Source organism: Acinetobacter sp. G18, assembly GCF_052660225.1.
This window is the reverse complement of the sequence record NZ_CP109658.1, coordinates 182,224-207,980: the sequence shown is the minus strand read 5'-3', so window position 1 is coordinate 207,980 and position 25,757 is coordinate 182,224. Positions and strand designations below refer to the sequence as shown.

Annotated in this window: 22 protein-coding genes; 8 read left to right on the top strand and 14 right to left on the bottom strand. The window is 40.1% G+C overall.

The window, feature by feature from the left end:
• Nucleotides 1-54 precede the first annotated feature (54 nt).
• Together NE363_RS00935 and NE363_RS00930 are read left to right on the top strand one after the other, a co-directional pair.
• Nucleotides 55-3,552 (top strand): hybrid sensor histidine kinase/response regulator, encoded by a 3,498-nt coding sequence (locus NE363_RS00935; protein WP_039251860.1) that lies wholly within the window; start codon nt 55-57, stop codon nt 3,550-3,552.
• A gap of 371 nt (nt 3,553-3,923) precedes the next feature.
• On the top strand, nt 3,924-4,691 hold the full coding sequence (locus NE363_RS00930) for a hypothetical protein (protein WP_445535656.1): 768 nt from the start codon (nt 3,924-3,926) through the stop codon (nt 4,689-4,691).
• A gap of 43 nt (nt 4,692-4,734) precedes the next feature.
• Here NE363_RS00930 and NE363_RS00925 read toward each other — a convergent pair whose 3' ends face one another.
• Entirely contained in the window at nt 4,735-5,385 is a 651-nt protein-coding gene (locus tag NE363_RS00925) for a response regulator (RefSeq protein ID WP_004704978.1), read from the bottom strand.
• A gap of 375 nt (nt 5,386-5,760) precedes the next feature.
• On the opposite strand from NE363_RS00925, the gene msuE reads away from it, so the two are divergent.
• Both msuE and sfnG read left to right on the top strand, forming a co-directional pair.
• Nucleotides 5,761-6,498, top strand: coding sequence for an FMN reductase (gene msuE, locus NE363_RS00920; protein ID WP_004704976.1), 738 nt, complete (start codon nt 5,761-5,763; stop codon nt 6,496-6,498).
• A gap of 43 nt (nt 6,499-6,541) precedes the next feature.
• The gene (sfnG, locus tag NE363_RS00915) at nt 6,542-7,654 is read left to right on the top strand and encodes a dimethylsulfone monooxygenase SfnG (protein ID WP_004704974.1); all 1,113 of its coding nucleotides are present in this window, start codon (nt 6,542-6,544) and stop codon (nt 7,652-7,654) included.
• Between the two features lie 92 nt (nt 7,655-7,746).
• Here the strand turns inward: sfnG and NE363_RS00910 are convergent, their stop codons facing one another.
• Complete coding sequence (locus NE363_RS00910; protein ID WP_068935268.1) at nt 7,747-8,160, bottom strand: Lrp/AsnC family transcriptional regulator; 414 nt, start codon at nt 8,158-8,160, stop codon at nt 7,747-7,749.
• 105 nt (nt 8,161-8,265) lie between these two features.
• On the opposite strand from NE363_RS00910, the gene NE363_RS00905 reads away from it, so the two are divergent.
• Nucleotides 8,266-8,808, top strand: coding sequence for a cysteine hydrolase family protein (locus NE363_RS00905; protein ID WP_077165908.1), 543 nt, complete (start codon nt 8,266-8,268; stop codon nt 8,806-8,808).
• 40 nt (nt 8,809-8,848) lie between these two features.
• On the opposite strand, the gene acs is transcribed toward NE363_RS00905, so the two are convergent.
• On the bottom strand, nt 8,849-10,798 hold the full coding sequence (acs, locus tag NE363_RS00900; protein WP_445535655.1) for an acetate--CoA ligase: 1,950 nt from the start codon (nt 10,796-10,798) through the stop codon (nt 8,849-8,851).
• Between the two features lie 294 nt (nt 10,799-11,092).
• On the opposite strand from acs, the gene NE363_RS00895 reads away from it, so the two are divergent.
• Nucleotides 11,093-11,668 (top strand): DUF805 domain-containing protein, encoded by a 576-nt coding sequence (locus NE363_RS00895; RefSeq protein WP_086496912.1) that lies wholly within the window; start codon nt 11,093-11,095, stop codon nt 11,666-11,668.
• A gap of 112 nt (nt 11,669-11,780) precedes the next feature.
• The gene (locus NE363_RS00890; protein WP_004704965.1) at nt 11,781-12,752 is read left to right on the top strand and encodes a mechanosensitive ion channel family protein; all 972 of its coding nucleotides are present in this window, start codon (nt 11,781-11,783) and stop codon (nt 12,750-12,752) included.
• Here the strand turns inward: NE363_RS00890 and NE363_RS00885 are convergent.
• From NE363_RS00885 to prfB, 5 genes are all read right to left on the bottom strand, one after another.
• Entirely contained in the window at nt 12,741-13,448 is a 708-nt protein-coding gene (locus tag NE363_RS00885; RefSeq protein WP_445535654.1) for a 16S rRNA (uracil(1498)-N(3))-methyltransferase, read from the bottom strand. The genes NE363_RS00890 and NE363_RS00885 overlap by 12 nt on opposite strands.
• Nucleotides 13,445-14,737, bottom strand: a complete 1,293-nt coding sequence (locus NE363_RS00880; protein ID WP_347913771.1) for a 3-deoxy-D-manno-octulosonic acid transferase — start codon at nt 14,735-14,737, stop codon at nt 13,445-13,447. Before NE363_RS00880 ends, NE363_RS00885 begins: the two co-directional genes overlap by 4 nt.
• A 168-nt stretch (nt 14,738-14,905) precedes the next feature.
• On the bottom strand, nt 14,906-15,964 hold the full coding sequence (locus NE363_RS00875) for an alkene reductase (RefSeq protein ID WP_004704960.1): 1,059 nt from the start codon (nt 15,962-15,964) through the stop codon (nt 14,906-14,908).
• Nucleotides 15,965-15,992: 28 nt separating this feature from the next.
• Nucleotides 15,993-16,295 (bottom strand): ArsR/SmtB family transcription factor, encoded by a 303-nt coding sequence (locus NE363_RS00870; protein WP_002053977.1) that lies wholly within the window; start codon nt 16,293-16,295, stop codon nt 15,993-15,995.
• A gap of 199 nt (nt 16,296-16,494) precedes the next feature.
• A protein-coding gene (gene prfB, locus NE363_RS00865; RefSeq protein ID WP_099143691.1) for a peptide chain release factor 2 occupies nt 16,495-17,590 on the bottom strand; the annotation gives its coding sequence in 2 pieces (ribosomal slippage) (nt 16,495-17,517 and nt 17,519-17,590; 1,095 coding nt in all).
• Nucleotides 17,591-17,981: 391 nt separating this feature from the next.
• Here prfB and NE363_RS00860 point away from each other — a divergent pair.
• Entirely contained in the window at nt 17,982-18,749 is a 768-nt protein-coding gene (locus tag NE363_RS00860) for a putative porin (protein ID WP_004704957.1), read from the top strand.
• A 41-nt stretch (nt 18,750-18,790) separates the two neighbouring features.
• Here the strand turns inward: NE363_RS00860 and recJ are convergent, their stop codons facing one another.
• The 6 genes from recJ to NE363_RS00830 all read right to left on the bottom strand — a co-directional run bounded on the left by recJ (nt 18,791) and on the right by NE363_RS00830 (nt 25,502).
• Entirely contained in the window at nt 18,791-20,491 is a 1,701-nt protein-coding gene (gene recJ, locus NE363_RS00855; RefSeq protein WP_445535653.1) for a single-stranded-DNA-specific exonuclease RecJ, read from the bottom strand.
• Nucleotides 20,492-21,148: a pyridoxamine 5'-phosphate oxidase gene (gene pdxH, locus NE363_RS00850; RefSeq protein WP_068935275.1), complete on the bottom strand. Its 657-nt coding sequence runs from the start codon at nt 21,146-21,148 to the stop codon at nt 20,492-20,494.
• 10 nt (nt 21,149-21,158) lie between these two features.
• The gene (glmM, locus tag NE363_RS00845; RefSeq protein WP_019458523.1) at nt 21,159-22,496 is read right to left on the bottom strand and encodes a phosphoglucosamine mutase; all 1,338 of its coding nucleotides are present in this window, start codon (nt 22,494-22,496) and stop codon (nt 21,159-21,161) included.
• 149 nt (nt 22,497-22,645) lie between these two features.
• Nucleotides 22,646-24,112, bottom strand: coding sequence for an IMP dehydrogenase (gene guaB / locus NE363_RS00840; RefSeq protein ID WP_002121951.1), 1,467 nt, complete (start codon nt 24,110-24,112; stop codon nt 22,646-22,648).
• A gap of 135 nt (nt 24,113-24,247) precedes the next feature.
• Entirely contained in the window at nt 24,248-24,613 is a 366-nt protein-coding gene (locus NE363_RS00835; protein WP_191000984.1) for a YkgJ family cysteine cluster protein, read from the bottom strand.
• 91 nt (nt 24,614-24,704) lie between these two features.
• Nucleotides 24,705-25,502: an MBL fold metallo-hydrolase gene (locus tag NE363_RS00830; RefSeq protein WP_445535652.1), complete on the bottom strand. Its 798-nt coding sequence runs from the start codon at nt 25,500-25,502 to the stop codon at nt 24,705-24,707.
• Between the last annotated feature and the right edge of the window lie 255 nt (nt 25,503-25,757).

Sequence of the window (25,757 nt, the reverse complement as noted above, 5' to 3'; positions counted from 1 at the left end):
GCTTTGTTTCGGCATAGGTTATGATAGACACAAGGTTTCACTTACGTAGGTCATATGAACAGCTGGCTGATTATTGGGGTTCTCACTCTTTATATTGCGCTTTTATTTGTCTGTGCTTTTTTTGGTGAGAAGCATGCCAGTCGTCTCGGCACACGTGGCCGCATGTTTTTATTTAGTTTAACTTTAGGTGTTTACTGCTCTTCATGGACATTTTATGGCGCAACTGGCGCTGCCGTTCGAGAAGGCGTTATCTTCCTACCTATTTATTTAGGGCCACTTTTATTTGTCTGGTTTGGTTATGACATCTGGCGGCGTTTAGGGCGAGTTCGTCAGCACCATGCGATTTCCTCGATCGCTGACTTTGTCGCAGCACGCTATGGTAAAAGTGGTGTACTGGCCTCTTTAGTCACTATTCTTGCCGTTATCGCGATTATTCCTTACCTCGCATTACAGCTCCGTGCCATTGCTTTAAGTACTTCTGTCATTATGGAGCAAAACTCGCACATTCATACCACGACCAATAGCGTGTTATTGCTCACCAGTGTGCTTGCTATTTTAGCCATGATTTTTGGTACACGGCAAATTGCAAACACCGAACAACATGGCGGCCTTATGCTTGCTGTTGCATTTGAGTCGTTCGTGAAGTTATTTGCCTTATTATGCGTGGCTTTATTTTTTATTTTTGAATCACCAGCTAACCTGAGCCAAATGACCTCTGATGTGAATCAGACTTTTCAGGAAGTACAGCTCTTTGGTGTCCCTGAAACTTTCTGGATTCAAACTTTGCTGGCAGGCTTAGCGATTATTTGTTTACCACGTCAGTTCCACGTGGCAGTGGTTGAACTACGCGATGAAAAGCATATTCGTGGTGCTCGTAAGTGGTTCGCGGTTTATCTCATTTTGACTATTCTTGCGATTATTCCAATCGCAAGTTGGGCTTTGCATGCTGCACCAAAATTCCTGACCGTACCCGATGTGGCTGTGCTGTCCTTACCTTTAAGTTATAACCAAGAGTGGCTCGCTTTATTGGCCTTTTTGGGCGGCTTTTCAGCCTCGACAGGTATGTTACTGGTTTCATCAGTTGCATTGTCTATCATGCTCAGTAACGATTTAATTATGCCTGCCTTATGGCGTTTTAAATTGCTGTCGCGTCACGACAAACATTTACCTAAAGTTCTGAAGTTCAGCCGTCGTATTAGTATTGTCGCAGTAATGCTACTCGGCTTCTTATTTTTCCATTTCTTTAATGATATTAACCAGCTTTCAGTATTTGGATTATTGGCGTTTAGTGCTGTAGCTCAGTTTGCACCTGCACTGATTGGTGGGTTGTATTGGCGAGGTGGAAGTCGTCAAGGTGTCTACGCTGGACTCATCGTTGGATTTTTAATGTGGAGTTACACCTTACTCTTTCCAACTATATTACGTAGCTTACCAGAAGCCTATCAGGAAACTGCACAAAGTATTTTGCTCTTCGGCCCATTTGGCATAAATGCTTTACGTCCAGAGTCACTTTTTGGTTTTGAGTCATTTGCTCCTTTAACTCATGGCGTGATTTGGTCGCTCGGTTTAAATATTCTGTTATACATCTGGATTTCAAAAATTTATCGTCCAAGTGTTGCTGAACAAATTCAGGCAGAAAGCTTTTTTTATTATGAAACCAAGCCTTTACCTTCACCGCATACCTCTACCGATTTAACTTACCTTCCACATGACGCAGCTCGCTTAAAAGTAGGTGATCTATTTGCCTTAGCCAAAAGAATTACAGGTGAGCAGCCAACCACACAAGCATTCGAGAACTTTTGTGAGCAAAACCATCTCACACTCAATCCAAATACGATTGCCAATGGCATGTGGTGGCGTTTTACCGAGCAATATCTAGCAGGTATTATCGGTGCAGCTTCTGCACGTACATTACTGACCACAGCAATGATCAATAACGGCCTCGCTTTAGGCCAAGTCGCTAATATTTTAGACCAAGCCTCACAATGGCAACGCTTTAATCAAAATCTGCTCATGACCATGATTGACCACATGACCCAAGGGGTGAGTGTAGTTGATAAAAATATGTGTTTGGTCGCGTGGAATAATCAATATTTAAAACTATTTGGCTATCCAAAAGACCTTGTTTATGTGGGCTGTCCTATTGCCGACCTAATTCGTTATAATGCTGAACGTGGCGAATGTGGTCCCGGTTCAGTCGAAGAACATGTGCGCAAACGTCTTCACTGGATGAAAGTCGGCAGCGCTCATGAGTTTGAACGTATCCGTAAAGACGGCCGCGTAATTCAAATGCGAGGCAACCCAATTTCAGGCGGTGGCTTTGTCACCACATTTGCTGATATTACCGCTTTCCGTGCGAACGAAGCCGTACTTGAAGCTCGCGTAAAAGATCGAACTCAACAGCTTGCTGATGCTTTATCTGAGCAACAACTTGCACGTGAGCAAGCCGATATGGCCAATATGTCCAAGAGTCGATTTATTGCCGCGGCAAGTCACGACTTATTGCAACCTATGCATGCAGCTCGTCTGTTTAGTACCGTGCTTGAGCAAAGTATTTCGACAGAAGAAGACCGCCAAACGTTACAACAACTTGACCGAGCACTTTATGGTGCCGAAAGTATGCTGTCTGCCCTACTCGATATCGCTCGTTTAGAAGGTGGCAGTATTCAGCCAAAAAGACAGCCTTATCCTTTGCATGATTTACTCAGTGACCTTGAGTTGCAGTTTAAATCGATCGCTGCACAGCGAAACATTTCACTGAAAGTTCATGATGTATCTTTCTGGATTGATACCGACCCACAGTGGATTCGTCGTATTATTCAAAACTTTGTCAGCAATGCCTTACGCTACACCGCCAAAGGCCGAGTAGTCGTAGGTGTGCTCCGTTCTGCCCAGCAGCCGAATCATATTCGAATTGGCGTTTGGGATACTGGCCCTGGTATTGCCGAAGAACAACGAGTTAAGCTGTTCCAAGAATTTGAACGTTGTGGGCATTTATCACCTTGGGGTGAACAAGGCTTAGGACTAGGGCTTGCGATCGTACAACGTATGACTGGCTTGCTCAATTACCCAGTTCACGTTTACTCAGAGTTGGGCAAAGGCTCATGCTTCATGATTGAGGTACCTATTGTCGAGCCACCAAAAGTTACAACACCAGCTGTACAAGCTGTGCCTTTAAAAACCAAAGCGTACCGTATTTTGTGCTTAGATAATGACGAAACGATTTTAGAGGGTATGAGTAGTTTATTAGGGCGATGGGGTTATCAGGTATTCAAAGCTACTGAACCTGAACAGGCTTTAGACATTATTCAAAAAGAGAATATTCAGGTTTGGCTCATCGACCAACACTTAAATAACAATCAACTTGGTGTTGATTTTATTAATCAAAATCGTCAACACGATGTTCCAGTTGCTTTAATTACTGCTGACTCTCATCCTGAGTTACCACAGCAATTAAAAGAATTAAATATCGTTTTACTGAAGAAACCACTTAAACCTGCCTCATTAAGAGCTTGGTTATCTGGACTTAAAATTGCCAACACAGCTGACTAATTATTTTCATCTCCCAAGCTTTCTATAGGTTTGGGAGATATTTTTTGGCAAAAATTATGTGGTTAATTTAAGCAAATAGGCAGAACTGCTCAAAAAGTCTTCTTTTAGGCCATGAATGATTGACCAAAGTTTCCAATGCTTACTTTCCTATGGCAAAGCTCACCTTTTTTGTAAGTGAACACGTGTACACCTAGTTACAATTTAATAAACCAATGTTTTTTAAAAATATTATTTACTTAAAAACACCGCATAAGACTTTAGTCGTATTCTACTTGCATTCTTCATAGCACATAAATATTCCAAACGTATTTTATATTTGAACTTACTTCTGCCTATAGCCAGCTCTTGAATTAAAGCAAAGGACAACTGCCATGAATATTTCTGATAACAACCCGCAAGGGCAACTTTCATCTCAACAGTTTTATCGTCAATATAGTGCTAATGCCTTACTTCCAGAATTAGATTGGCAAACTATTTTTCCTCATAGCAAGCTTAGCGAATCGCATATCAAAGCACTCAATACAATTTATCAGTGTGCTGTACCACTCGCGCTTAATGTATTTCATGATCTAAATTTTGATGTATTTGCACCTGCTGCTTATCATCCTCAAGGTTTAGGTTTATTTGATAAGTTAGCTCAACAGGAAGAGAATTTTCTAAAAGTTCTTAGTGCTGAAAGTGAAAATCTTGACCATGACACACGTCATCAAATCTGGAGTATGCTTCTACGTGGTGGCGCTGTTTTAGTTTTCAAAGCTTGGCTAGGTCATGTCAAACTTGGCGAAAACCAGTTAGATATGACTCAGTTTGATGAGCTTTCTGACTTACTGTTTATTAAAACACCTCCACATCAACTTGCTGAACGTCTGCATGTTGATGAAAAAGCAAAACTCGACCATATCTTCTTAATGTATGGCAATGACATTTTCCTTGATCGATTCAACAGTCTGGAAACAGCTGCTCTGTTTGTTGATTTAGGTGTTTATGATGCAGCTTTCTTAAGCTTGCGTGATGACCGTGTAGCTGAATATTTAAAAAGTAAAGGCTATGTAACCCAAGAACAGATCGATGATTTGCAATGTGCTCTTAACCCACTATACTGCGACAGCCTCACACCTAAGCAAGATTGCCTTGCCTAAGTGGAAAATAAAAAAAGACCTCAATTGAGGTCTTTTTTTATTTTTAAATTTTCTTATCTTCAATATTTAATGCGCTAATTGCCAATACAGCTTGGGTACGATTTTGTACACCTAATTTTCTAAAAATAGCGGTTACATGCGCTTTAATGGTTGCTTCTGAAACATCAAGTTCATAGGCAATCTGTTTATTTAGCAAACCTTCAGCAACCATCATCAAAACACGGAACTGCTGAGGGGTTAAAGACTGAATACGTTCCGCTAAAGCAGTTTCATCTGCCGCTCTCGGATCAAGATTAAGATTTGACGGTAGGTTTGGTGGTAACCAAATTTCGCCATCTAAAACTTGACGAATCGCTTCACCAATATGACTTGGATGAGCCGATTTAGGAATATAACCCATCGCGCCATGCGCAATTGCACGCTGAATAATTGAAGTTTCTTCATGCGCAGAAACGACAATAATTGGAATAGCAGGATACTGAGCTCTTACATAAACAAGAGCGGAGAAACCTGAAGCACCCGGTAAATTTAAATCGAGTAACACTAGGTCAGGTTCTGCCCCATTTTCCAAACGCTCATAAAACTCATCAACCGAAGCTGTTTCATGAATTTGTGCCTGTGGCAGGCTATAACGTACTGCTTGAATTAAAGCATGACGAAACAAAGGATGATCATCAACGATTAAAATATTCATAAGCGATTAAAGTAATCTTGAGCATAAGTATGGCCTATTGTAACCCTACTATTTAGATGAAAGATACGTTCATCGTATCCATTTTTATGCAAAATATTGATAAATGCATAAGTTAGACAAAATTTTCAGATGTTTTTTAACTTTTAATAAAAATTAATCTGTTTTTTATATAAGCTTCTTTTTTATTATAAAAAATATATCACCTATAATTATATAAAATAAAAACAGTAGCTTAATAGAAAACCAAACTATAAAAATCCATGATTAATCTTTTATATTTAAAACTGATAAGGTTGACCAATTTCGTTATTTTACAGTTTATCGTTGATGTTGATTAATAAGACCAATGTTCTTTTTTAGGCTTAGGACCAAATTATGACTGGTATCACATCACCAAAACCTTTAAATATTGTTGCCGTTTCTGGTGGCTTAAATACCCCATCTAAAACCGAAAGTCTGGTTCAAGCCATTCTTGATGAATTATCAGAAGCAATCGATGTTAAAGTTCATTTTATTAAATTAAGCGAAATTGGGCCATTACTTGGTGGTGCATTTTATCGCAATCAACTTCCGCAGCGTGTACAAGATGATCTTGCAGCGGTTGAAGCAGCAGATGCCCTAATTGTCGGTACTCCTGTTTACCGTGCCTCTTTTACTGGTCTTTTCAAACATTTCTTCGATTTTGTTGAACAAACAGCTTTAGTCGATGTGCCTGTACTTTTAGCAGCATCGGGTGGTAGTGATCGCCATGCTTTAGTACTAGAGCATCAGCTTCGTCCATTATTTAGCTTCTTCCAAGCACAAACTTTACCAATTGGCGTATATGCAACAGATCGCGACTTTACCCCTGAATATACGGTGAAAAGCGAGCAACTAACTGACCGTATTACACTAGCAGTGGCTCGTGCATTACCAATTTTAGAATGGGCGCCAGCAAAAGGTAAACGTGCAGAGGTAATCAAATCTAAGACTCAGCAAGCAAATCAAGAGCTTGGTATTAACAAGCAAATTGAGCAAGAAGAAGTATTACCTTCAGCAGCTGTACCAAACCTTGATGCAGCAGAGTCTCGTTTGCATCACAAGTCTGGTAAATCATTAACGCATGTTGCCTAAGCGCAATATAGCTAAATAAAAATAACGAATGGGAGAGCGCGCAATGACGCAATTACAACAACCGATTAAATTTGCTTATTGGGTACCGAATGTAAGCGGTGGCCTTGTTGTGAGCAACATCGAACAGCGTACAGACTGGAGTTATGACTACAATGTTCGACTTGCTCAGGCAGCCGAAAACAATGGTTTTGAATATGCGCTCACTCAAATTCGTTTTACGGCGGGCTATGGGGCAGAAAACCAGCATGAATCCGTGAGCTTCAGTCATGCATTACTGGCAAAAACTGAAAAGCTTAAGGTGATTGCTGCTATTCTGCCCGGCCCTTGGAAACCGGCACTTGCAGCTAAACAGCTCGCGACAATTGATTATCTAACTGAAGGCCGTATTGCGATTAATGTGGTAAGTGGCTGGTTCAGAGGCGAGTTTGATGCGATTGGTGAGGAATGGCCAGAGCATGACGAGCGCTATGTTCGCTCTGAAGAGTTTATTCGTACGTTAAAAGGAATCTGGACCACCGATAACTATAGTTTCGATGGTAAATACTACCAGTTCCAAAACTACACACTTAAACCAAAACCTCTGCAAAAGCCTCATATTGAAGTGTTTCAAGGAGGTAGTTCACGGGCTGCACGTGACATGGCTTCACGCGTATCTGACTGGTATTTCACTAACGGCAATACGGTAGAAGAAATTCAAAAACAAGTAGAAGACATTCGTACCAAAGCAAAAGCCAATAACCATCACGTCAAAATTGGTGTGAACGCTTTCATTATTGCTAGAGATACCGAGGAAGAAGCAAAAGCAGTACTTCAAGAAATTATTGATAAGGCCAACACTGAAGCGGTAAATGCATTTGGCGATGCAACTCGTGAAGCAGGTGCAGCATCTCCAGAGCAACAAGGTAACTGGGCAAAATCAACTTTTGAAGATTTAGTGCAATATAACGACGGTTTCAAAACCAATTTGATTGGTACACCTCAGCAAATTGCAGAGCGTATTGTGGCGCTTAAAAATGTAGGTGTCGATTTGGTTCTTTCAGGATTCTTACACTTTATTGAAGAGGTGGAATATTTCGGAGAAAAAGTTCTGCCGCTCGTTCGTGAGTTAGAACTTCAACAGGAAAAGGAGGTAGAAATCCAAGCGAAATCAGCCTAAAAAACTCCAGTTAAAACAGCGCAAGATAATAAAAATAACAAATTAAAATAAAGTTTTATTGGCTCCAAGACTCGGCTTGGAGCTTTTATTTTTTAAGGTTTCTCAACTTCTCGAACGACTGTTTCAACTGAATAGCGACACCATTTTGAAAGGACCTCAATAAATTCATTTAATGCTGCAGGTTCAAAATGACTGACAATCATGTAGCAAGCATTGCCCATGACTTTGAAACATTCATCTATTTGTTCATATTGCTTAACTAAATTTTCAATTTCTTCAAAAGCGCGTTGTTCATTTAAATGCAAATGAATAAATTGTTTATACGAATATTGAACAGCAATGGTGTAGTTTTTGATAACCCCTGCATCCATTAATTGAGCAATTCGAGTACCCACCGCCTGCCCCGTCCGGTGAACTCGCTGCCCGATTTCTTTATTGGTTAAGCGGGAATCTTGCTTGAGTAATGCAATAATTTTTAGATCAATCGGGTCTAATTCAATATTCATTTTTCATGGCGAAAGAAAACTGGCGTTAATGCTTTCATAGGACTATAGCCGATTTTGCCAGTAGAGAATAACCTTGTTTTATCTTATACAAACAAGAGTGTTCTCATGAAACAAGCACTATTAGTTATCGATGTTCAAAATGATTATTTTAAAAATGGCAAAATGGAATTGGTTGGACCAGATCAAGCGCTCGATAAAATAAAGCAGCTTGAACAATATTTTAACGAGAAAAATTTACCGATTATTTATGTGCAACATATTAACCCGCCACAAGCGAGTTTCTTTCAAGAAAATACAGATGGGGTTTTACTTCATCCTGAACTTAGTGCTGGCAGTGATTCATTAATCGTGACAAAGCATTATCCAAATAGTTTCTTAGAAACCAATTTAGAAGAACTTTTAAAAGCACATCAAATTGAACAACTCGTGATTACAGGCATGATGACACATATGTGTATTGACTCAGGGACACGTGCAGCCAAAGAACTTGGCTATCAACCCATCTTAATTGCAGATGCTACTGCAACACGTGACTTAAGCTATGCTGGAAAGACTACAAAAGCTGAAGACGTACAAACAGCTTTTTTAACTGCGCTGAGTACGTTTGCGAATGTACAAAATACTGCTGACTTTTTAGCAAACTCTTAATGAATCTCAATAAAAAAGCCCCAAATGGGGCTTTTTAAAATTAGTTTTGCTTATCGGGATAAACCGTTGCAATTAACTGATCTACTACAGCCGGTTCAGCCAAGGTTGAAGTGTCACCTAAACTATCAAGCTCGTTTGCCGCGATCTTTCTTAAAATACGGCGCATAATTTTACCAGAACGCGTTTTCGGTAATGCAGGTGCCCAATGCAGTGCATCTGGCGAAGCTACTGGCCCGAGTACTTTACGTACCCAGTTAATTAACTCTTTACGCAGTTCTTCCGACTCTGGCACACCCGCCTGTAAGGTCACGAAAGTACAAATGCCCTGTCCTTTAATATCATGGGGCATACCCACTACCGCTGCTTCTGCTACTGACTCATGCGAAACAAGAGCACTTTCAATTTCAGCCGTACCTAAACGATGGCCTGAAACGTTTAAAACATCATCAACACGACCTGTAATCCAGTAATAACCATCTTGATCACGGCGAGCACCATCACCTGTAAAATAAGTATTTTTAAAGGTAGAGAAATACGCCTCAATAAAGCGATCAGGATCACCCCAAATGGTACGCATTTGGCCCGGCCATGAATCTTTAATTACAAGGTTACCTTCAGCGGCACCTTCTAGCTCATTACCTTCACCATCTACAATAGCTGGTTGAATACCAAATAACGGACGTGTTGCTGAACCCGGTTTTAATGCTATTGCACCCGGTAATGGCGCAATCAAAATACCGCCTGTTTCAGTTTGCCACCATGTATCAACAATCGGGCAACGGCCTTCACCAACAACGTTGTAGTACCAGTTCCAAGCCTCAGGGTTAATAGGTTCACCCACTGAACCTAACAAACGCAGGCTGCTACGGTTACTTTCACGTACATACGAATCGCCTTCTCGCATCATGGCACGAATCGCAGTTGGCGCTGTATATAGAATAGAAACTTTATGTTTATCGACCACATGACCAAGACGTGCCCATGTTGGATATTGAGGTACACCTTCAAACATTAAGGTCGTCGTACCATTTGCCAGTGGACCATAAATCAGATAACTATGTCCTGTAATCCAGCCAATATCAGCTGTACACCAATACACATCATCCTGTTTTAAATCGAAGACCTCTTTAAAGGTACTGGTTACATAGACTAAGTAACCACCCGTAGTATGCAATACCCCTTTCGGTTTTCCTGTCGATCCCGAAGTATAAAGAATAAATAATGGGTCCTCCGCCTTCATTGGTTCTGGAGGACAGTTTGCATCTACCTCCATAATAATGAGGTGATACCACAAATCACGACCCGGCTTCATTTCAATCGGGTTTGCATTGCGGTAAACCACAATCACGTTTTCAACGCACTCAGTACCCGGCAATGCTAAAGCTAAATCAACGTTTTCTTTGAGGGGTAATAGTTTTCCAGCACGTAGGCTTGAGTCTGCGGTAATCACCAGTTTAGCTTGGCTATCTTCAATACGACTTGCTAAAGAATCTGGCGAGAACCCACCAAATACCACGCAGTGAACAGCACCAATACGCGCACAGGCCAACATGGCAATTGCAGCCTCTGTCACCATTGGCATATACAACACAACACGGTCACCTTTACCAATGCCATATTTCTTTAAAACGTTGGCAAAGCGGCAGACTTCATCGTGTAATTCTTTATAAGAAACGATTTTATGACGAGAAGGATGGTCCCCTTCCCATATAATTGCTGGTTTATGAGGGTGTTCTTTTAGATGCCTGTCCAAACAGTTTGCTGATACGTTCAACTCACCATCAGCAAACCATTCAATTTTGAAATTGTCTTTGTCAAAACTGGTATTTTTAACTTGGGTAAATGGCTTTATCCAATCGACAATTTTAGCTTGCTCTGCCCAGAATTCATCTGGGTTCTCGATAGAGTGTTGATAACGTTTAAAGTAGTCTGCTTCAACAGTACGAGCTGTTTTTTTAAATTCCTCTGGTACTGGATAGATCTCATTCATACGTAACTTCCTTGATCTTGTGCATCCCATCTCGAGACTGTGGCTATTATTTTACTGGATCTTATTTGTATGCCTTTTCAGTATGATGACTGTTTCAAAGCCAAAACAATCCGACTTTGGTCACATATTAACCACTTACTCAAACATACGAAATTGTGAACATTTTTATAAAATTAAGTTGATTTAAAACATTTGTCTATAGCTTTTACTTTTATAATTTTTTAAAGATTTGATGGTTTTGACCATCAACAAAGATTATTTTACCTTTTAGACGCAGCACAGGAATAAAATAATATGTTTGCCGAAACGCCCTCTTCACGTCCACCACAACTTCCATTTAAAGACAGCCCTTTTTCAATTCATGGTCGCTTTAACCGCATGAGTTATTTGGGCGGTTATGGCCTAATTTATTTAGTCACTCTTATAGGTTATTTCATTTTGGCTTCATTTCTTGGAAGTTTTCAGCTTTCAAGTAATCTATTTAATTTTGAGTTTTACAGTTCTCTTTCTGGCGTAAGTGCTTTAGTGGTCTGGGCTTTTTGGCTATTTTTGATTTATTTAAATATTGTTCTGGTTGTTAGACGTTTGCACGATTTAAATAAAAGTGGTTGGATGGGGCTGCTGTTATTTATTCCCATCATACAGTTCTTTTTCATGATCTATTTACTGCTTGCTTCTGGTACAGCAGGTCCAAATCAATATGGTCCAGCTCGACCTTCAACCTTTATAGAAAAACTGATGGCTTGGCTTATTTTATTCGCTATTTTAATTAGTCTCATTTCCACAGCAGGCTTTTTTTATTATTTCTCTGGGACCGATACCCTAGAAACACCAACACAAATCTTACAAAAAGGAACGCAATACTTTTAATTAAAAAACACTTTATTATTTAGTTGAACTCATTATAGTAGGCGCACATTTTATCTCCTACTATGATGGAAGCTAAAAGAGCTTTCATGAATTTATTCAATCGAGACTTGTCGTGGCTGATGAACAAAAATCCTTAACGGATGTTGCAAAAAATACAGGCGAACTGTTGCAAGAAGCGGGTACTAAAACCACTCAAACGGTTTTAGCACATACCGAGAAATATCATGATGCATATACCACTATCGACAAAATTGTAGATAGTTTCTGGGAACGTGTACCTTATATCTGCATTGCGATTACCGTTTTTATTATTTTTTGGCTACTGACCAAATTATTTAAGTTCTTTGTTCGTAAGACTTTAGAAAATCGCTCTTATACTCGCCAAAATCTGGTACTTGTTTTAAACCGTGTCGGCAGTACAACAATTTTATTCTTTGGTTTCTTAATTGCGCTCGTCATTATGATTCCAGGGTTCACGCCGGGCCAACTCATGAGTGCATTGGGTATTGGTTCGGTCGCAATTGGTTTTGCATTTAAAGATATTTTCCAAAACCTGCTTTCAGGTATTTTGATTTTATTGAGCGAGCCATTCCGTATTGGCGATTCGATTGTAGTGAATTCACTTGAAGGGACTGTTGAAGATATTCAGATTCGTGCAACCTTCTTACGCTCACCAGACGGCCGTCGTATCGTTATTCCAAACGCAACTGTTTATACGAGTGCTTTAACGGTAAATACGGCTTACCAACAACGACGCTGTGAGTTCGTAGTCGGTATCGGTTATGATGACGATGAGCAAAAAGCGAAACAAATTATTTTAGATATTCTCAATAATGACCGAAATGTACTGAGTCAGCCTGCTTTCTCGGTTAACGTGACAGCTCTAGCAGACTTCTCGGTTAACCTTACGGTACGCTGGTGGATTAACACCACTGAGACAGATATTTCATCATCTACAAGCACTATTCAAGCCGAAGTAAAACAAGCCTTCAATGCAAATGGCATTAATATTCCTTACCCAATTCAGGAATTAAAGATGGCTGCAAATCATTTGCCATTGAATGCTGAGAACTCAGCTAAATAAACGCCCTAAAATATAAGAAATAGACGTTTCTGTTCTTAAAATACGGTTGCCTAAGCTCACAGCTTGGCAGCCGTTTTTTGTGAGTAAATCAACTTCATAGGGAATAAAGCCACCTTCGGGACCCACGACAATACTGCAAGCATGGTCAATGTTACTTGGCATACTCTGCTCGGCATAAGGGTGAGCCACATAGGCAGGAGATGTTTCTGAAATTAAGGTGGGCAAAACGTCTTCAACAAAAGGTTTAAAACGTTTATACATTTGAATTTCAGGAACGATGGTATCACCTGCTTGCTCAAGTCCAAGCGTAACGTATTGATCAATTTGCTGTAAAAATGGAGTTTGCCAATAGCTTTTATCAACTCGATAACTATGAATTAGGCTTATCTTTTCAACACCTAAAGTCACACTATCCATAATTAAACGGCGTAAAACTTTAGGTCTTGGTAAAGCCACAATTAAATGAACTGGAAGTTTTGCCGGTACTGCTTCTTCACGAATAGGGCGTATACACACTTCTTGCTCATCAATCGAAACAATTTCTGTGACATAACGCGCGCTATTACGAATACCAACTTTTAGATTTTGGCCAACCGTAATATCAAGATGTTCACGTAAATGTTGTAATTGGCGCTTTGAATGAATCGACCAGATTTCTGACTGAGTATCTTCAGGTTCTAGTAAAACAATATTCATGGTTTTTCGGCCAAATACCTGTTAATCACCCCTATATGTTTTTGTAGCGAACCTTGATTACGCTGCAATACTTTATGCGCCTGTGTAACGAGCTGTTCAGTAGCTTCAGGTTCTGCAAGACAAGCTAGCCAGATATCAATGACCTGCTGTGCATCTTGAGCAATAAGTACCCCATTTTCATCAATGAACTCATCGACAATTGTTTGAAAGTTGAAATAACGAGGTCCTACCACTGTAGGTACATTTAAAACCATAGGTTCTAAAATATTATGTCCACCACCCGGCTCATTTAAAGAACCACCTACAAAGCACACCTGACTTAAGGCGTACCATAACCAAAGCTCACCCATGCTATCGGCCAAATAAACCTGCGTGCTGGCATGAATACTTTGCCCCATGCTTCTACGATGCGTAACTAAATTTAAATTTTGAGAAATTTCAAATACTTCATCGAAGCGTTCAGGATGACGAGGCACAACTATGCATACCAACTCACGATTGGAATTTAAATGAGGTGCAAGTGCCTCCAAAATTTGTTGTTCTTCGGGTGCATGTGTACTGGCAATAGTCACAACCTGACGGTTTTCCAAATACCACTGCTGATGCAATTGGGCAGCTTGTTTTATAAAAGCCTCGGGCGCATGAATATCAAACTTAATATTTCCAACGACCTGACTTTTATGCTCATCTAAACCAAGCTCGACATAACGCTGACGGGTTGCACTATCTTGTGCTAATACCCAGTCGATTTGCTTTAACATACCGGCAGTTAAACTTGAGACTTTGCTATAACCTTTTGCTGACTTTTCAGATAGGCGAGCATTAAGCAACAAACAAGGCACATGCTGCAATTTGGCTTGATCGATTAAATTTGGCCAAAGCTCTGTTTCAACTAGTGCTAAAAGTCTCGGTTGGTATGACTCGAAGAATTGTTTTAAAAGCGGTTTTTGGTCTACAGGCAAATAAACTGCTTGGAATAAATCTAGATAGGGCTCTTTTAAAAAAAGTGACTTGGCACGTGCCTGACCTGTTTTTGTAGTATTGGTCACTAAAACTGGCTGTCCAAGTTTGAGATAGTGCTCAATGAGTGGCTGTGCAGCATTGGTTTCCCCGACTGAAACCGCATGAAACCAGATGGCTTTTACATTCTTCGGATCTTCAAACGGCCCAAATCTTTCCAGACATTCCTGATGATATAATTCCAGACTTTCTGCACGTCTTTTTATTCGCCAGCGATAAAACGGTTTTAATAAATGGAGTGCTGTGTTGTACCAAAATGGGGTCGCCAAGCGGTTTGCCTCAAATAGTCAAAATTTAAAAACTGCGGAAAATATAACATAGATAAAAAAAATGGCAGAGTTTCGATACCTAAACTCTACCATATACAAGAAAAGTCATTGACTGAACTCACAAAAGAGCAAGTTGAGTAAAAAGAAAAACTTAATAATAGAGTGATTTTATGAAGCTTCTAAAGCAGGATAGTCCGTATAACCTTCAGCGCCTTTAGCATACAAAGTCGTTGGCTGAATTTCATTTAATGGTAGACCTTGCTCTAAACGTTGTAAAAGGTCTGGGTTCGCAATATAAGCCTTACCAAAAGATACTGCATCTGCCTGACCTTCACGTAAAATACGTTTTGCCGACTCTGGTGTCAGATTTTCATTGGCAATCCACACACCATTAAATTTTTCACGTAATTGCGGACCAATACTATCGGCAGCTTCGTATTCACGAGAGAAAATGAAAGCTACATTACGTTGACTCAACTGTTCAACCACATAACCAAACGTCGCTAATGGATTTTCATCCCCCATATCATGAGAGTCGCCACGCGGTGCAATATGTACACCTACTCGGCCAGCGCCCCACACTTCAATAAAGGCATCAACCACTTCTAATAACAAGCGAGCACGATTTTCAACCGGACCACCATACTCATCATCACGTTGATTGGTATTACTTTGAAGGAACTGGTCAATTAAATAACCATTTGCAGCGTGCAATTCAACACCATCAAAACCAGCGGCTTTAGCCAGTTCTGCTGAATGTTTATATTGAGCTACAACTTCTTGAATTTCTTCAATTGAAAGTGCGCGCGGTTTTACAAATGGGCGTTTAGGGCGTAATAGACTCACTTCACCCGCAGGTTGAATCGCACTTGGTGCAACTGGAATATCACCATCTAAGAGTTCAGGGTCTGAAATACGGCCCACATGCCAAAGCTGAACTACAATTTTTGAACCCTGTGCATGAACTGCTTCAATAATCTTATTCCAAGCTTGTGCCTGCTCTTGTGACCATAGTCCAGGGGTGTCTGCATAACCCACAGTTTTTGAACCAATCACTGTTGCTTCCGTGAGAATGAGACCAGCATTTGCACGTTGCTGATAATATTCCACCATTAAGTCGTTTGGAACACGGCTTTCGCCACTACGTGCACGTGTTAATGGGGCCATTACCAGTCGATTTTTAATTTCAAAATCACCAACTGTTAAGGGAGTATTGAGTTCAGCCATGATCGCCTCGACTTACACTTTATTGGTTTTAAAGTGTTTGTTTTAAATGTTCGATATATTGCTGAATCAAAGCTTCGTTACGTGAAAAATAAGACCATTGTCCATATTTTTGGACCTGAATGAGACCGGCCTGCTGTAATACAGACAAATGATTGGACATTGTAGACTGAGCTACTTTACCCAAACGTTCAATATGACCTGCGCAAACCCCTTTTTCAAAACTACCACCACACTCTTCTACCGGTAAATAATGCGCAGGTTCTTTTAACCATTGCAGAATCTGCCGACGCAGAGGATTGGCTAGGGCTTTGCTAATTGCATCAATATCCATAGGCTCAACACGTCTTTTAAACGAACAAAGCTTTGTTCAGCATTTCGAAAACATAATATCGCATTTTTTCGATATTCATATCCATTTTTTTCGATATTCATATCGTATTTTTCCGATTAACTTCCGATCACTGAACTGCTTTGCCGTTTTAATCGCTAAAAATTTAAGAGTTTTAAAGAACTAAAAGTTCGAAAGACTCTTATAACCCCTGCTTTAAACTCGCTTCAATGAAACGATCAAGGTCACCGTCAAGAACTGCACCAGTATTTGAATTTTCAACACCTGTACGTAAGTCCTTAATACGAGAGTCATCAAGTACATAAGAACGAATTTGGCTACCCCAACCAATATCAGACTTCGAGTCTTCAAGTGCTTGAGCAGCTTCATTACGTTTTTGCATTTCTAGTTCATACAATTTTGCACGTAACTGTTTCCATGCATGATCACGGTTCGCATGTTGTGAACGCTGGTTTTGACATGCAACCACAATACCAGATGGAATGTGCGTCAAACGAACTGCTGAATCTGTTTTGTTAATGTGCTGACCACCTGCACCAGATGCACGGTAAGTATCAGTACGAACATCCGAAGGATTAATATCGATTTCGATATTGTCATCAACTTCCGGTGAAATAAACACCGCAGAGAATGAAGTATGACGGCGGTTACCACTGTCAAATGGTGACTTACGCACTAAACGGTGTACACCAGATTCTGTACGTAACCAGCCATATGCATATTCACCTTCAACACGAATCGTTGCAGATTTGATACCTGCAACGTCACCATCAGATACTTCCATAAGTTCTGCTTTAAAACCGTGACGTTCAATCCAGCGCATATACATACGTAATAACATTGAAGCCCAATCTTGTGCTTCTGTACCACCTGAACCTGCTTGAATCTCGACATAGCAAGGATTCGGGTCCATTGGGTTGCTAAACATACGGCGGAATTCAAGTTTTGCTAATTCTTCTTCGGCAGCGCCAAGTTCAGATTGCACATCTACCAGCAAGCTTTCATCATCAGCTTCAACAGCTAAATCGAGCATTGCTTTCGCATCTTCAAGCTGTGTAGATAAGCCATCTAATACATTAATAACGTTTTCTAGTTCGCCTTTTTCTTTTGCCATTGCCTGAGCACGGTTTTGATCATTCCAGATCGCAGGGTCTTCTAACTCACGTAAAACTTCTTCTAAACGCTCTTTTTTCAGATCGTAGTCAAAGATACCCCCGTAGTGTTTGGCTACGATCAGTTAAGTCTTTCAATTGGTTTAGATAAGGATTAATTTCCACGCGAGTGTTCCCATAAAAGCAGATAAACAGTCGAATATTTTATCATAGCTATGGTTATCTTCGAACCTGCTTTAATCTTTAACTCATATTTTCAATTTAAAAAGTTTTTATTTCTTTCAGAAGATTTTAAGCTTTATTCGTAACATCCCCATACAAAATTGGGTACTTTTCCAGCATTTTTAAGTTTCTACACAAAATATCCTCAATTTTAATAAAATAAAACATTATGTGTTTATTCATTTAAATCAATAACTTAATTTAATTAAATTTACAAAAAAAGCACATGGTTACAGTACAGTTACTCGTACAAGATTGACGCTAAATGATTTTGCTCTAGACTAAAAGTTGTAACAAAACATTTATAAAATCGTTTTTAGAGGGGAGAGATTCCATGAAAAAACTAGCAATTGCATCAGCTCTTTTATCTGCGCTTGCAGTAAGTGGCGCAGCAAACGCTTACCAAGCTGAAGTTGGTGGTTCTTACACTTATCTTGATCCAGATAACGGCAGCAGCGTAAGCAAATTTGGTGTTGATGGTACATATTATTTCAACCCTGTTCAAACACGTAATGCACCGCTTGCTGAAGCAGCATTCTTAAACCGTGCAAGCAATGTTAACGCACACGTTAACTATGGCGATAACAGCGGTACTAAAGATACTCAATACGGCGTAGGTGTTGAATACTATGTTCCTAATACTGACTTCTACCTTAGCGGTGATGTAGGCAGAAATGAACGCGAAATCGACAACACAAACTACGACCAGAAAGTTACAACTTATGCGGCTGAAGTAGGTTACTTACCAGCACCTGGTTTGTTACTTGCTTTAGGTGTTAAAGGTTATGACGAAAAAGACGGTAAAGACGGTGCAGACCCTACCGTTCGTGCAAAATACGTAACTCAAGTTGGTCAACATGACGTAAACCTTGAAGCTTATGGCGCGTTTGGTGACCTTGACGAATATAAAGTTCGTGGCGACTACTACATCGATAAAACTTTAAGTTTAGGTGTGGACTACTACAACAATGACTTAACTGATAAAGACGAATGGGGCATTAATGCTAAAAAATTCTTGAATCAGCAAGTAAGTGTTGAAGGTCGTATTGGTTTCGGTGATAACGACAACACTTATGGTGTTCGTGCAGCATACCGCTTCTAATCTTACCTAGATTAAAAAATCCGCTCAATTGAGCGGATTTTTTATTGTTTTAAATGCACAATTCGCAGCTGTAACCTCACATTACCATTAAAAACATTACGGTCTATTTCATAGACTAAATGTACATGGTCACGCATAGGATCAAACTCGAAGCGGCCTGCTGCGTTAAAAGCAATTGCATCGAAACTATATTGATCTAAAGCCAATTTAAGTTTTAAGTGTGTATCTTTGAGCCAACGGAAATCGATAACTTTAAAATATCCTTCAAATTGAGGCAGTGGAAATTTTTGTCCCCACGGGCCTAACTGTTCAATCCAGTTCAAGGTATCTAACTGCAAAGCAGAAACAGGTAGCTCACCATCAGTCCATAAGGTCGCTTGAAAGATAGATTCATCCATTGAAGCCACACAGTTACTAAATACTGTTTTAAAAGCCTCAAAGTTTTCTTTACGTATCGTCAAACCTGCTGCTGCAGCATGCCCACCAAAATGGCTCACCAACTCAGGATGTTGTTCGGCAACTTGCTCAATGGTATCTCGAATGTGCACACCGTCAATTGAACGCGCAGAACCTTTAATATGAATGCCATCTTCATCAGGTGCAAAAACTATCGTTGGTCGATGGAACTGCTCTTTTAAACGCCCCGCAACAATACCAATTACACCTTGGTGCCAGTTTTCTTCAAATAGAACAAGCGCCGCAGGAATATCTTGCTGTGAAAGTTGCAAAGTATCTAAGGCCGATAAAGCTTGTTGCTTCATCTCCCCTTCAATTTGACGACGATCTATATTTAGCTGGTTTAATTGCTGAGCAATGGGGTATGCTGTTTCCATTGTCTCGGCCAATAAACACTCGATCCCAATACGCATGCTCTCCATACGCCCTGCTGCATTAATACGCGGACCAAGAACAAATCCTAAGTCTTGAGCACGTATTGAAGTAGCTTCCCGACCTGCGATATCGAGTAAGGCTAAGATTCCTACTCGACACTGATGTTGCTGAATGCGCTTTACGCCTGCATCGACCAATATACGATTGTTATAGTCTAGAACAGCCACATCGGCATAAGTGCCCAAAGCGACTAAATCTAAATATTGAGTGACTTTGCTTGTGCTTTTGCCTTGTCTACTACGTAAACTCGCCAAATTGGCAAGTACATAAAAAGCAACACCAACACCAGCAAGCGCTTTACTTGGAAACTCACATCCCAATTGATTCGGGTTCACCACCGCCTCAGCAAGTGGGGTCTCTTTGGTCGTTAGATGATGGTCGGTAATAATGACTTGCATGCCTAGAGCATGTGCTGCTTCAACACCAGCATGGCTGGAAATTCCATTATCGACTGTAATTAATAAATCAGGTTGATAAGTTTGATGTGCAAGTTCAGCAATAGCAGGAGTAAGGCCATAACCGTATTTAAATCGGTCTGGAACTAAATAGTCGACTTGTGCTCCCATATCGCGAAGCACGAGCATCATTAAAGCTGTACTAGTTGCACCATCGGCATCATAGTCCCCCACAATAACTATTTTTTTCTGCTCATTAATGGCTTGATCCATTAATGCGACAGCAGCATCCATTCCTTTGAGCTCTGGCGCAAGCAGGTTCTTAAGTTTTAGCTCTAGTTCTTGTTCAGATTGCACTCCACGTCTTGCCAAAATCTCGGCAATAAACGGAGGCACGCCCTGAAACTGTTCAGGGCGTGTCAATAAAGGTCTTTGTTTAATTTGTATTTTTGTCATTTAAGGCATCAGTCGGTGCAACGTCCATTGACCGTCGATTTTTTCATAACTCAAGCGGTCATGTAAACGATTTGGTCGCCCTTGCCAGAATTCATAATAGTCCGGTTGCAGACGATATCCGCCCCAAAACTCAGGCTTATCGAGTATTTCACGGCTTTGAACTTGTTGTTGCAAGTCTTGGAAGCGCTGTTGCAATAACTCTCGACTTTCGATCTTTCCGCTTTGAGGCGTACTAATATGAGCTGCAATCTGGCTATCACGTGGACGCTTATGGTAATAGTCGGTAGATTCCTGTTCAGGAATCTTCACAACATGCCCACCCACACGTACCTGACGCTCTAGACTTGGCCAATAAAATAACAGTTCAGCATATGGATTTTCTGCCAAATCTGCCCCTTTCTGGCTGTCATAATTGGTATAAAAATCATACCCTGCTTCTGTGGCACCACGTAATAATACAGTTCTGACATGCGGGCGACCGCTAGCACTTGCAGTTGCTAACGACATTGCATACGGTTCGTGCAAGTTCGCAGCTAAAGCATAATTAAACCAACCTAAGAATTGCTCATGTGGATTGCTAGCGACTTGCGTCTCGTACAACTCACCTTGTTCATAACTTAAGCGTAATTCGCTTAAATCTTTAATGACATCACTCATGCCATACACCTTATGCGACTTGTGCTTGTGAACGAACTGCATTTGCTAAATGTTCAGCCAAAGCATTCACTTCTTGTTCGTCATCACCTTCAACCATGACGCGAATGACTGGCTCAGTTCCTGACTTACGAATCAGGATACGACCACGACCTTTAAGCTGTGCTTCTGCTTTATCAAATTCGGTAACCAATGCAGGAATAGAATACGGATCAAGCATTTGTTCTAAACGTATATTTACCAGCACTTGTGGGAATAATTCAAAGTCCTGAACTAGTTCATGGAGCGCTTTATTCTGTTCAACCATTACAGTTAACACTTGAAGTGCTGCAATAATCGCGTCACCAGTTGTGCTCTTGTCCAAAGTTAAAATATGACCGGAAGGCTCACCACCTATCACCCAACCATTTTCTTCTAAAGCTTGCAATACATAACGGTCACCAACTTTTGCACGAACAAAGCCAACATTTGCTTTTTCAAGTGCAATTTCAAGCGCCATATTACTCATGACCGTACCAACAACCCCTACTGGCTTATTTTTCGCCTGAGTGGCTAAAATGTACAAGATATGGTCACCATCAATTAAGTGACCAAACTTATCAACCATCACAACACGGTCAGCATCACCATCAAAGGCAATACCTAAATCTGCTTCATGCTCAACCACTGCTTTTTGTAAGTGTTCTGGATGTGTTGAACCACAGTTCTCATTAATGTTTAAACCGTCTGGTTCGTTGTATAAAGCAACAACTTTAGCACCTAGTTCACGAAAAACTGAAGGGCCAACACTATAGGCTGCACCATGTGCACAGTCCAACACGATCTTTAAATTATTTAAATCGAAGTGGTAAGGGAAAGTAGATTTACAAAATTCGATATAGCGACCATTTGCATCATTTACACGAACACTTTTACCTAAATTTGCAGTGTCCTCAATGAATAAATCCTTTTCTAATTCTTTATTAATTTCTTCTTGTAATGAATCCGGTAATTTTTTACCTTCACTTGAGAAAAATTTAATCCCATTATCATAATACGGATTATGTGATGCAGAAATTACAATACCTGCATGGGCATGTAATGCACGAGTAAGATGTGCAATCGCAGGTGTCGGTAATGGACCTAATAAATGAACATATACACCAGCAGCGTTTAAGCCAGCCTGTAAAGCAGATTCCAAAATATAACCAGATAAACGAGTGTCTTTTCCTAATACAACAAGTGGTTTATTTTTTTGACTCGTTCGTTTTAATACCTTCCCTGCGGCAAATCCGAGTTTTAAAGCAAACTCTGGAGTAATAGGCATTTGCCCAAATTTTCCACGAATACCATCCGTTCCAAAATAACTCATAGCTTATCTCATTTTTACGCCACTTCGGCCGCGGCTCATTTCATATATGGCTATTTTGCCATATCTCTTTTCATTAGATTTACTTTACACCAAAAACAAAAAGCCGTCAGTGTACTGACGGCTTTCTTAGTTGATTTAGTTACTAAAATCTAACCAACACGATAGTTTGGAGCTTCTTTAGTAATCGTTACATCATGAACATGTGACTCAGACATACCCGCTGAAGTAATTTTCACAAATTTCGCATTTTGGCGAAGATCTTCAATCACAGCTGAACCTGTATAGCCCATTGATGAACGTAAACCACCCATCATTTGATGAACGATATTACCCATTGGGCCTTTATATGGAACACGACCTTCAATACCTTCTGGTACTAATTTTTCAGCACCCGCTTTTGAGTCTTGGAAGTAACGGTCAGCAGAACCAGTAGCTCCAGCCATTGCACCTAATGAACCCATACCACGATATGCTTTGTAGTAACGACCTTGGAAGAATTCAACTTCACCAGGTGCTTCTTCAGTACCAGCTAGAAGTGAGCCGACCATGATTGTGCTTGCACCAGCACCGATCGCTTTAGCCATATCACCAGAGAAACGGATACCGCCATCTGCAATTAAAGGAATTTGATCTTTTAGTGCGCTAGCAACGCTGTCAATTGCAGAAATTTGAGGCATACCAATACCTGCTACAATACGTGTAGTACAGATAGAACCAGGACCAATACCTACTTTTACAGCATCTGCGCCTGCATCTAATAATGCCAATGCAGCATCACCAGTTGCAATATTTCCACCAATCACTTGTACTTGAGGGAAGTTTTGTTTCACCCAACGTACACGTTCAATTACACCAGCAGAGTGACCATGTGCTGTATCAACAACAATAACGTCAACACCAGCTTCAACCAATGCTTCCACACGACTTGGTGTATCAGCACCAGTACCTACCGCAGCACCAACACGTAAACGACCAAGATCATCTTTACAACTGTTTGGATAACTCTCAGCTTTACGGAAGTCAGTTACCGTAATTAAGCCTTTAAGTTCATTGCTCTCGCCAACGACCAAGACTTTTTCAATACGGTGTTTTTGCAATAATGCTTGAATATTTTCTTTAGACTCGCCTTCACGTACAGTGACCAAACGATCTTGACCTGTCATGATGTTGCTAACAGGTTGTTCCAAGTTAGTTTCAAAACGCGTATCACGGCCTGTCACAATACCAACAACCTTGCCGTCTTTAACAACAGGTACACCACTAATGTTATTAGCGCTGGTAATTGCAATCAGTTCACGTACTGTAGTTTCAGGCGTTACAGTGATAGGATCTTTCACCATACCCGCTTCAAATTTTTTCACACGGCGTACTTCTGCAGCTTGAGCAGCAATATCCATGTTTTTGTGCAAAATCCCGATACCACCATTTTGTGACATCGCAATCGCCATACGTGACTCAGTCACTGTATCCATTGCAGCTGAAACTAATGGGATATTTAAATGAATGCCGCGAGTTAAACGTGTCTTTAGAGAGACATCTTTTGGGAGAACAGTAGAGTAGGCAGGAAGTAATAAGACATCATCGAAGGTTAGCGCTTCTTGAACGATGGTCAGCATAACAATCTCACTGGTAAATTCCGTGAGCTATTATAAACAAATTTCAATGCAATTTTCATATTATCTTTGCCTTTTTCCGCAATAGATATTCACCTACTCTAAATATTTCTCACTTATTATCGTGTTAGTTCATATTTAACTCACCTGATCATAGTCATGATCATTTTCTGAATCTGCTGGGTTTACTTCAATCAGAGGAATCAACTGGTGCGCCAAGCGTGCTTTGTTACACTGTTCATCAGCAACCTGCACCTCTTTACAGGTAGAACTACGGACAGCATAAATAGAGCAGCCCACCTCTTTACCAATTTCACCCTTCAAAGCCTGACATCTTGGCTGAGCCTGATTAGTTCCACGCATACACGAATAAACGGGTGTCAAAGGTTCAACGAGATGTTCATCTATGAACTCGGCCTCAGCCCAGTAAAATGAAACCCGAAAATGTGCACAACATGCCCCACAGCGAAGGCACTCATCTGGAGTCGCAACTTGAGATAACATTTTTATTCAAATTCTCGTCATCAAAATTTTTTCTGTGACGCAAAATCCTAAAAAAATTTCAAATTGGACTCAAGATATTGAACTTAACTTTTTATGTTGGACAGCTGAAAATTTGTTCAGTCATTAAATCTACACCACATGGCAAGGTCTCAATCCAGTCTAAAAACTGGTTAATCATTTCTTTGCCAACAAATGGAGTACCATGCTGAGGCACAATCATTTCAATATCCATTTGACGAACCATGTTGACCCATAAACGGATGACTTTATTTGAGCACATATAGCGCTGATGAAAAGCCTTCATTTTCATCACATGAGCATCGAAATCTTTAAGAGGCTGACATGCATCTTCAACAATAGAAGCCCCCATATCGCCTGAAAATAAAATTTTGGCAACTGGATCATAAAACTGAAAATTGCCCACCGAATGTAGAAAATGTGCAGGAACCATGACAAGCTTTGATTCGCCCAATTGAATCACTTGACCACGATCTGGCAGCTCAATGAGACGATCTTCCCAATTACCTTTCATACGCTCACTCATAAAAGACGAGTTTAAGTGAGGTAAAAATCGTGCCCATAATTTAGAGGCAACTACCTTAGCATCGGTATAAACTAACCAACGAGGCATTGAAGTAATAATATCTGGATCTTGATGCGAAGCGATTACATAGTCCAGATTTTTAAGACGAGTATATTTATTAAGTTCCATCGTTAATGGAACGTAGGTCAAATCACCACCTGGATCGATTACAGCTGCTCGTTCATGATCAATAATTAAAAATTGATTGGCTTGTATGCCTTCCCCTTTAACCAAACTGGTAAAACTAATACATTTATGTACGCCATTATCAAATAGTATCTGCGATGTTGTTTTTTCAAACCCCATACAATTCCCCAAAAAAACTTTAAATATTAGATATTTTTATATCCATACTAAAATAAAGGGATTCTAAAGTACTTGCAATGAATTGATTGATATTTCTCATAATATTTTAAAATTGATTTTAGTTTTCTTATTCTATAAATGAATCATCAAGAAATTGCATAATCTTCTAAAACTTTCTTAAATAAATGTATTTTGAAGTTTAACTACTAAAATGACCTATAAAAAAAGCACTCGAATTGAGTGCTTTTTTTATGG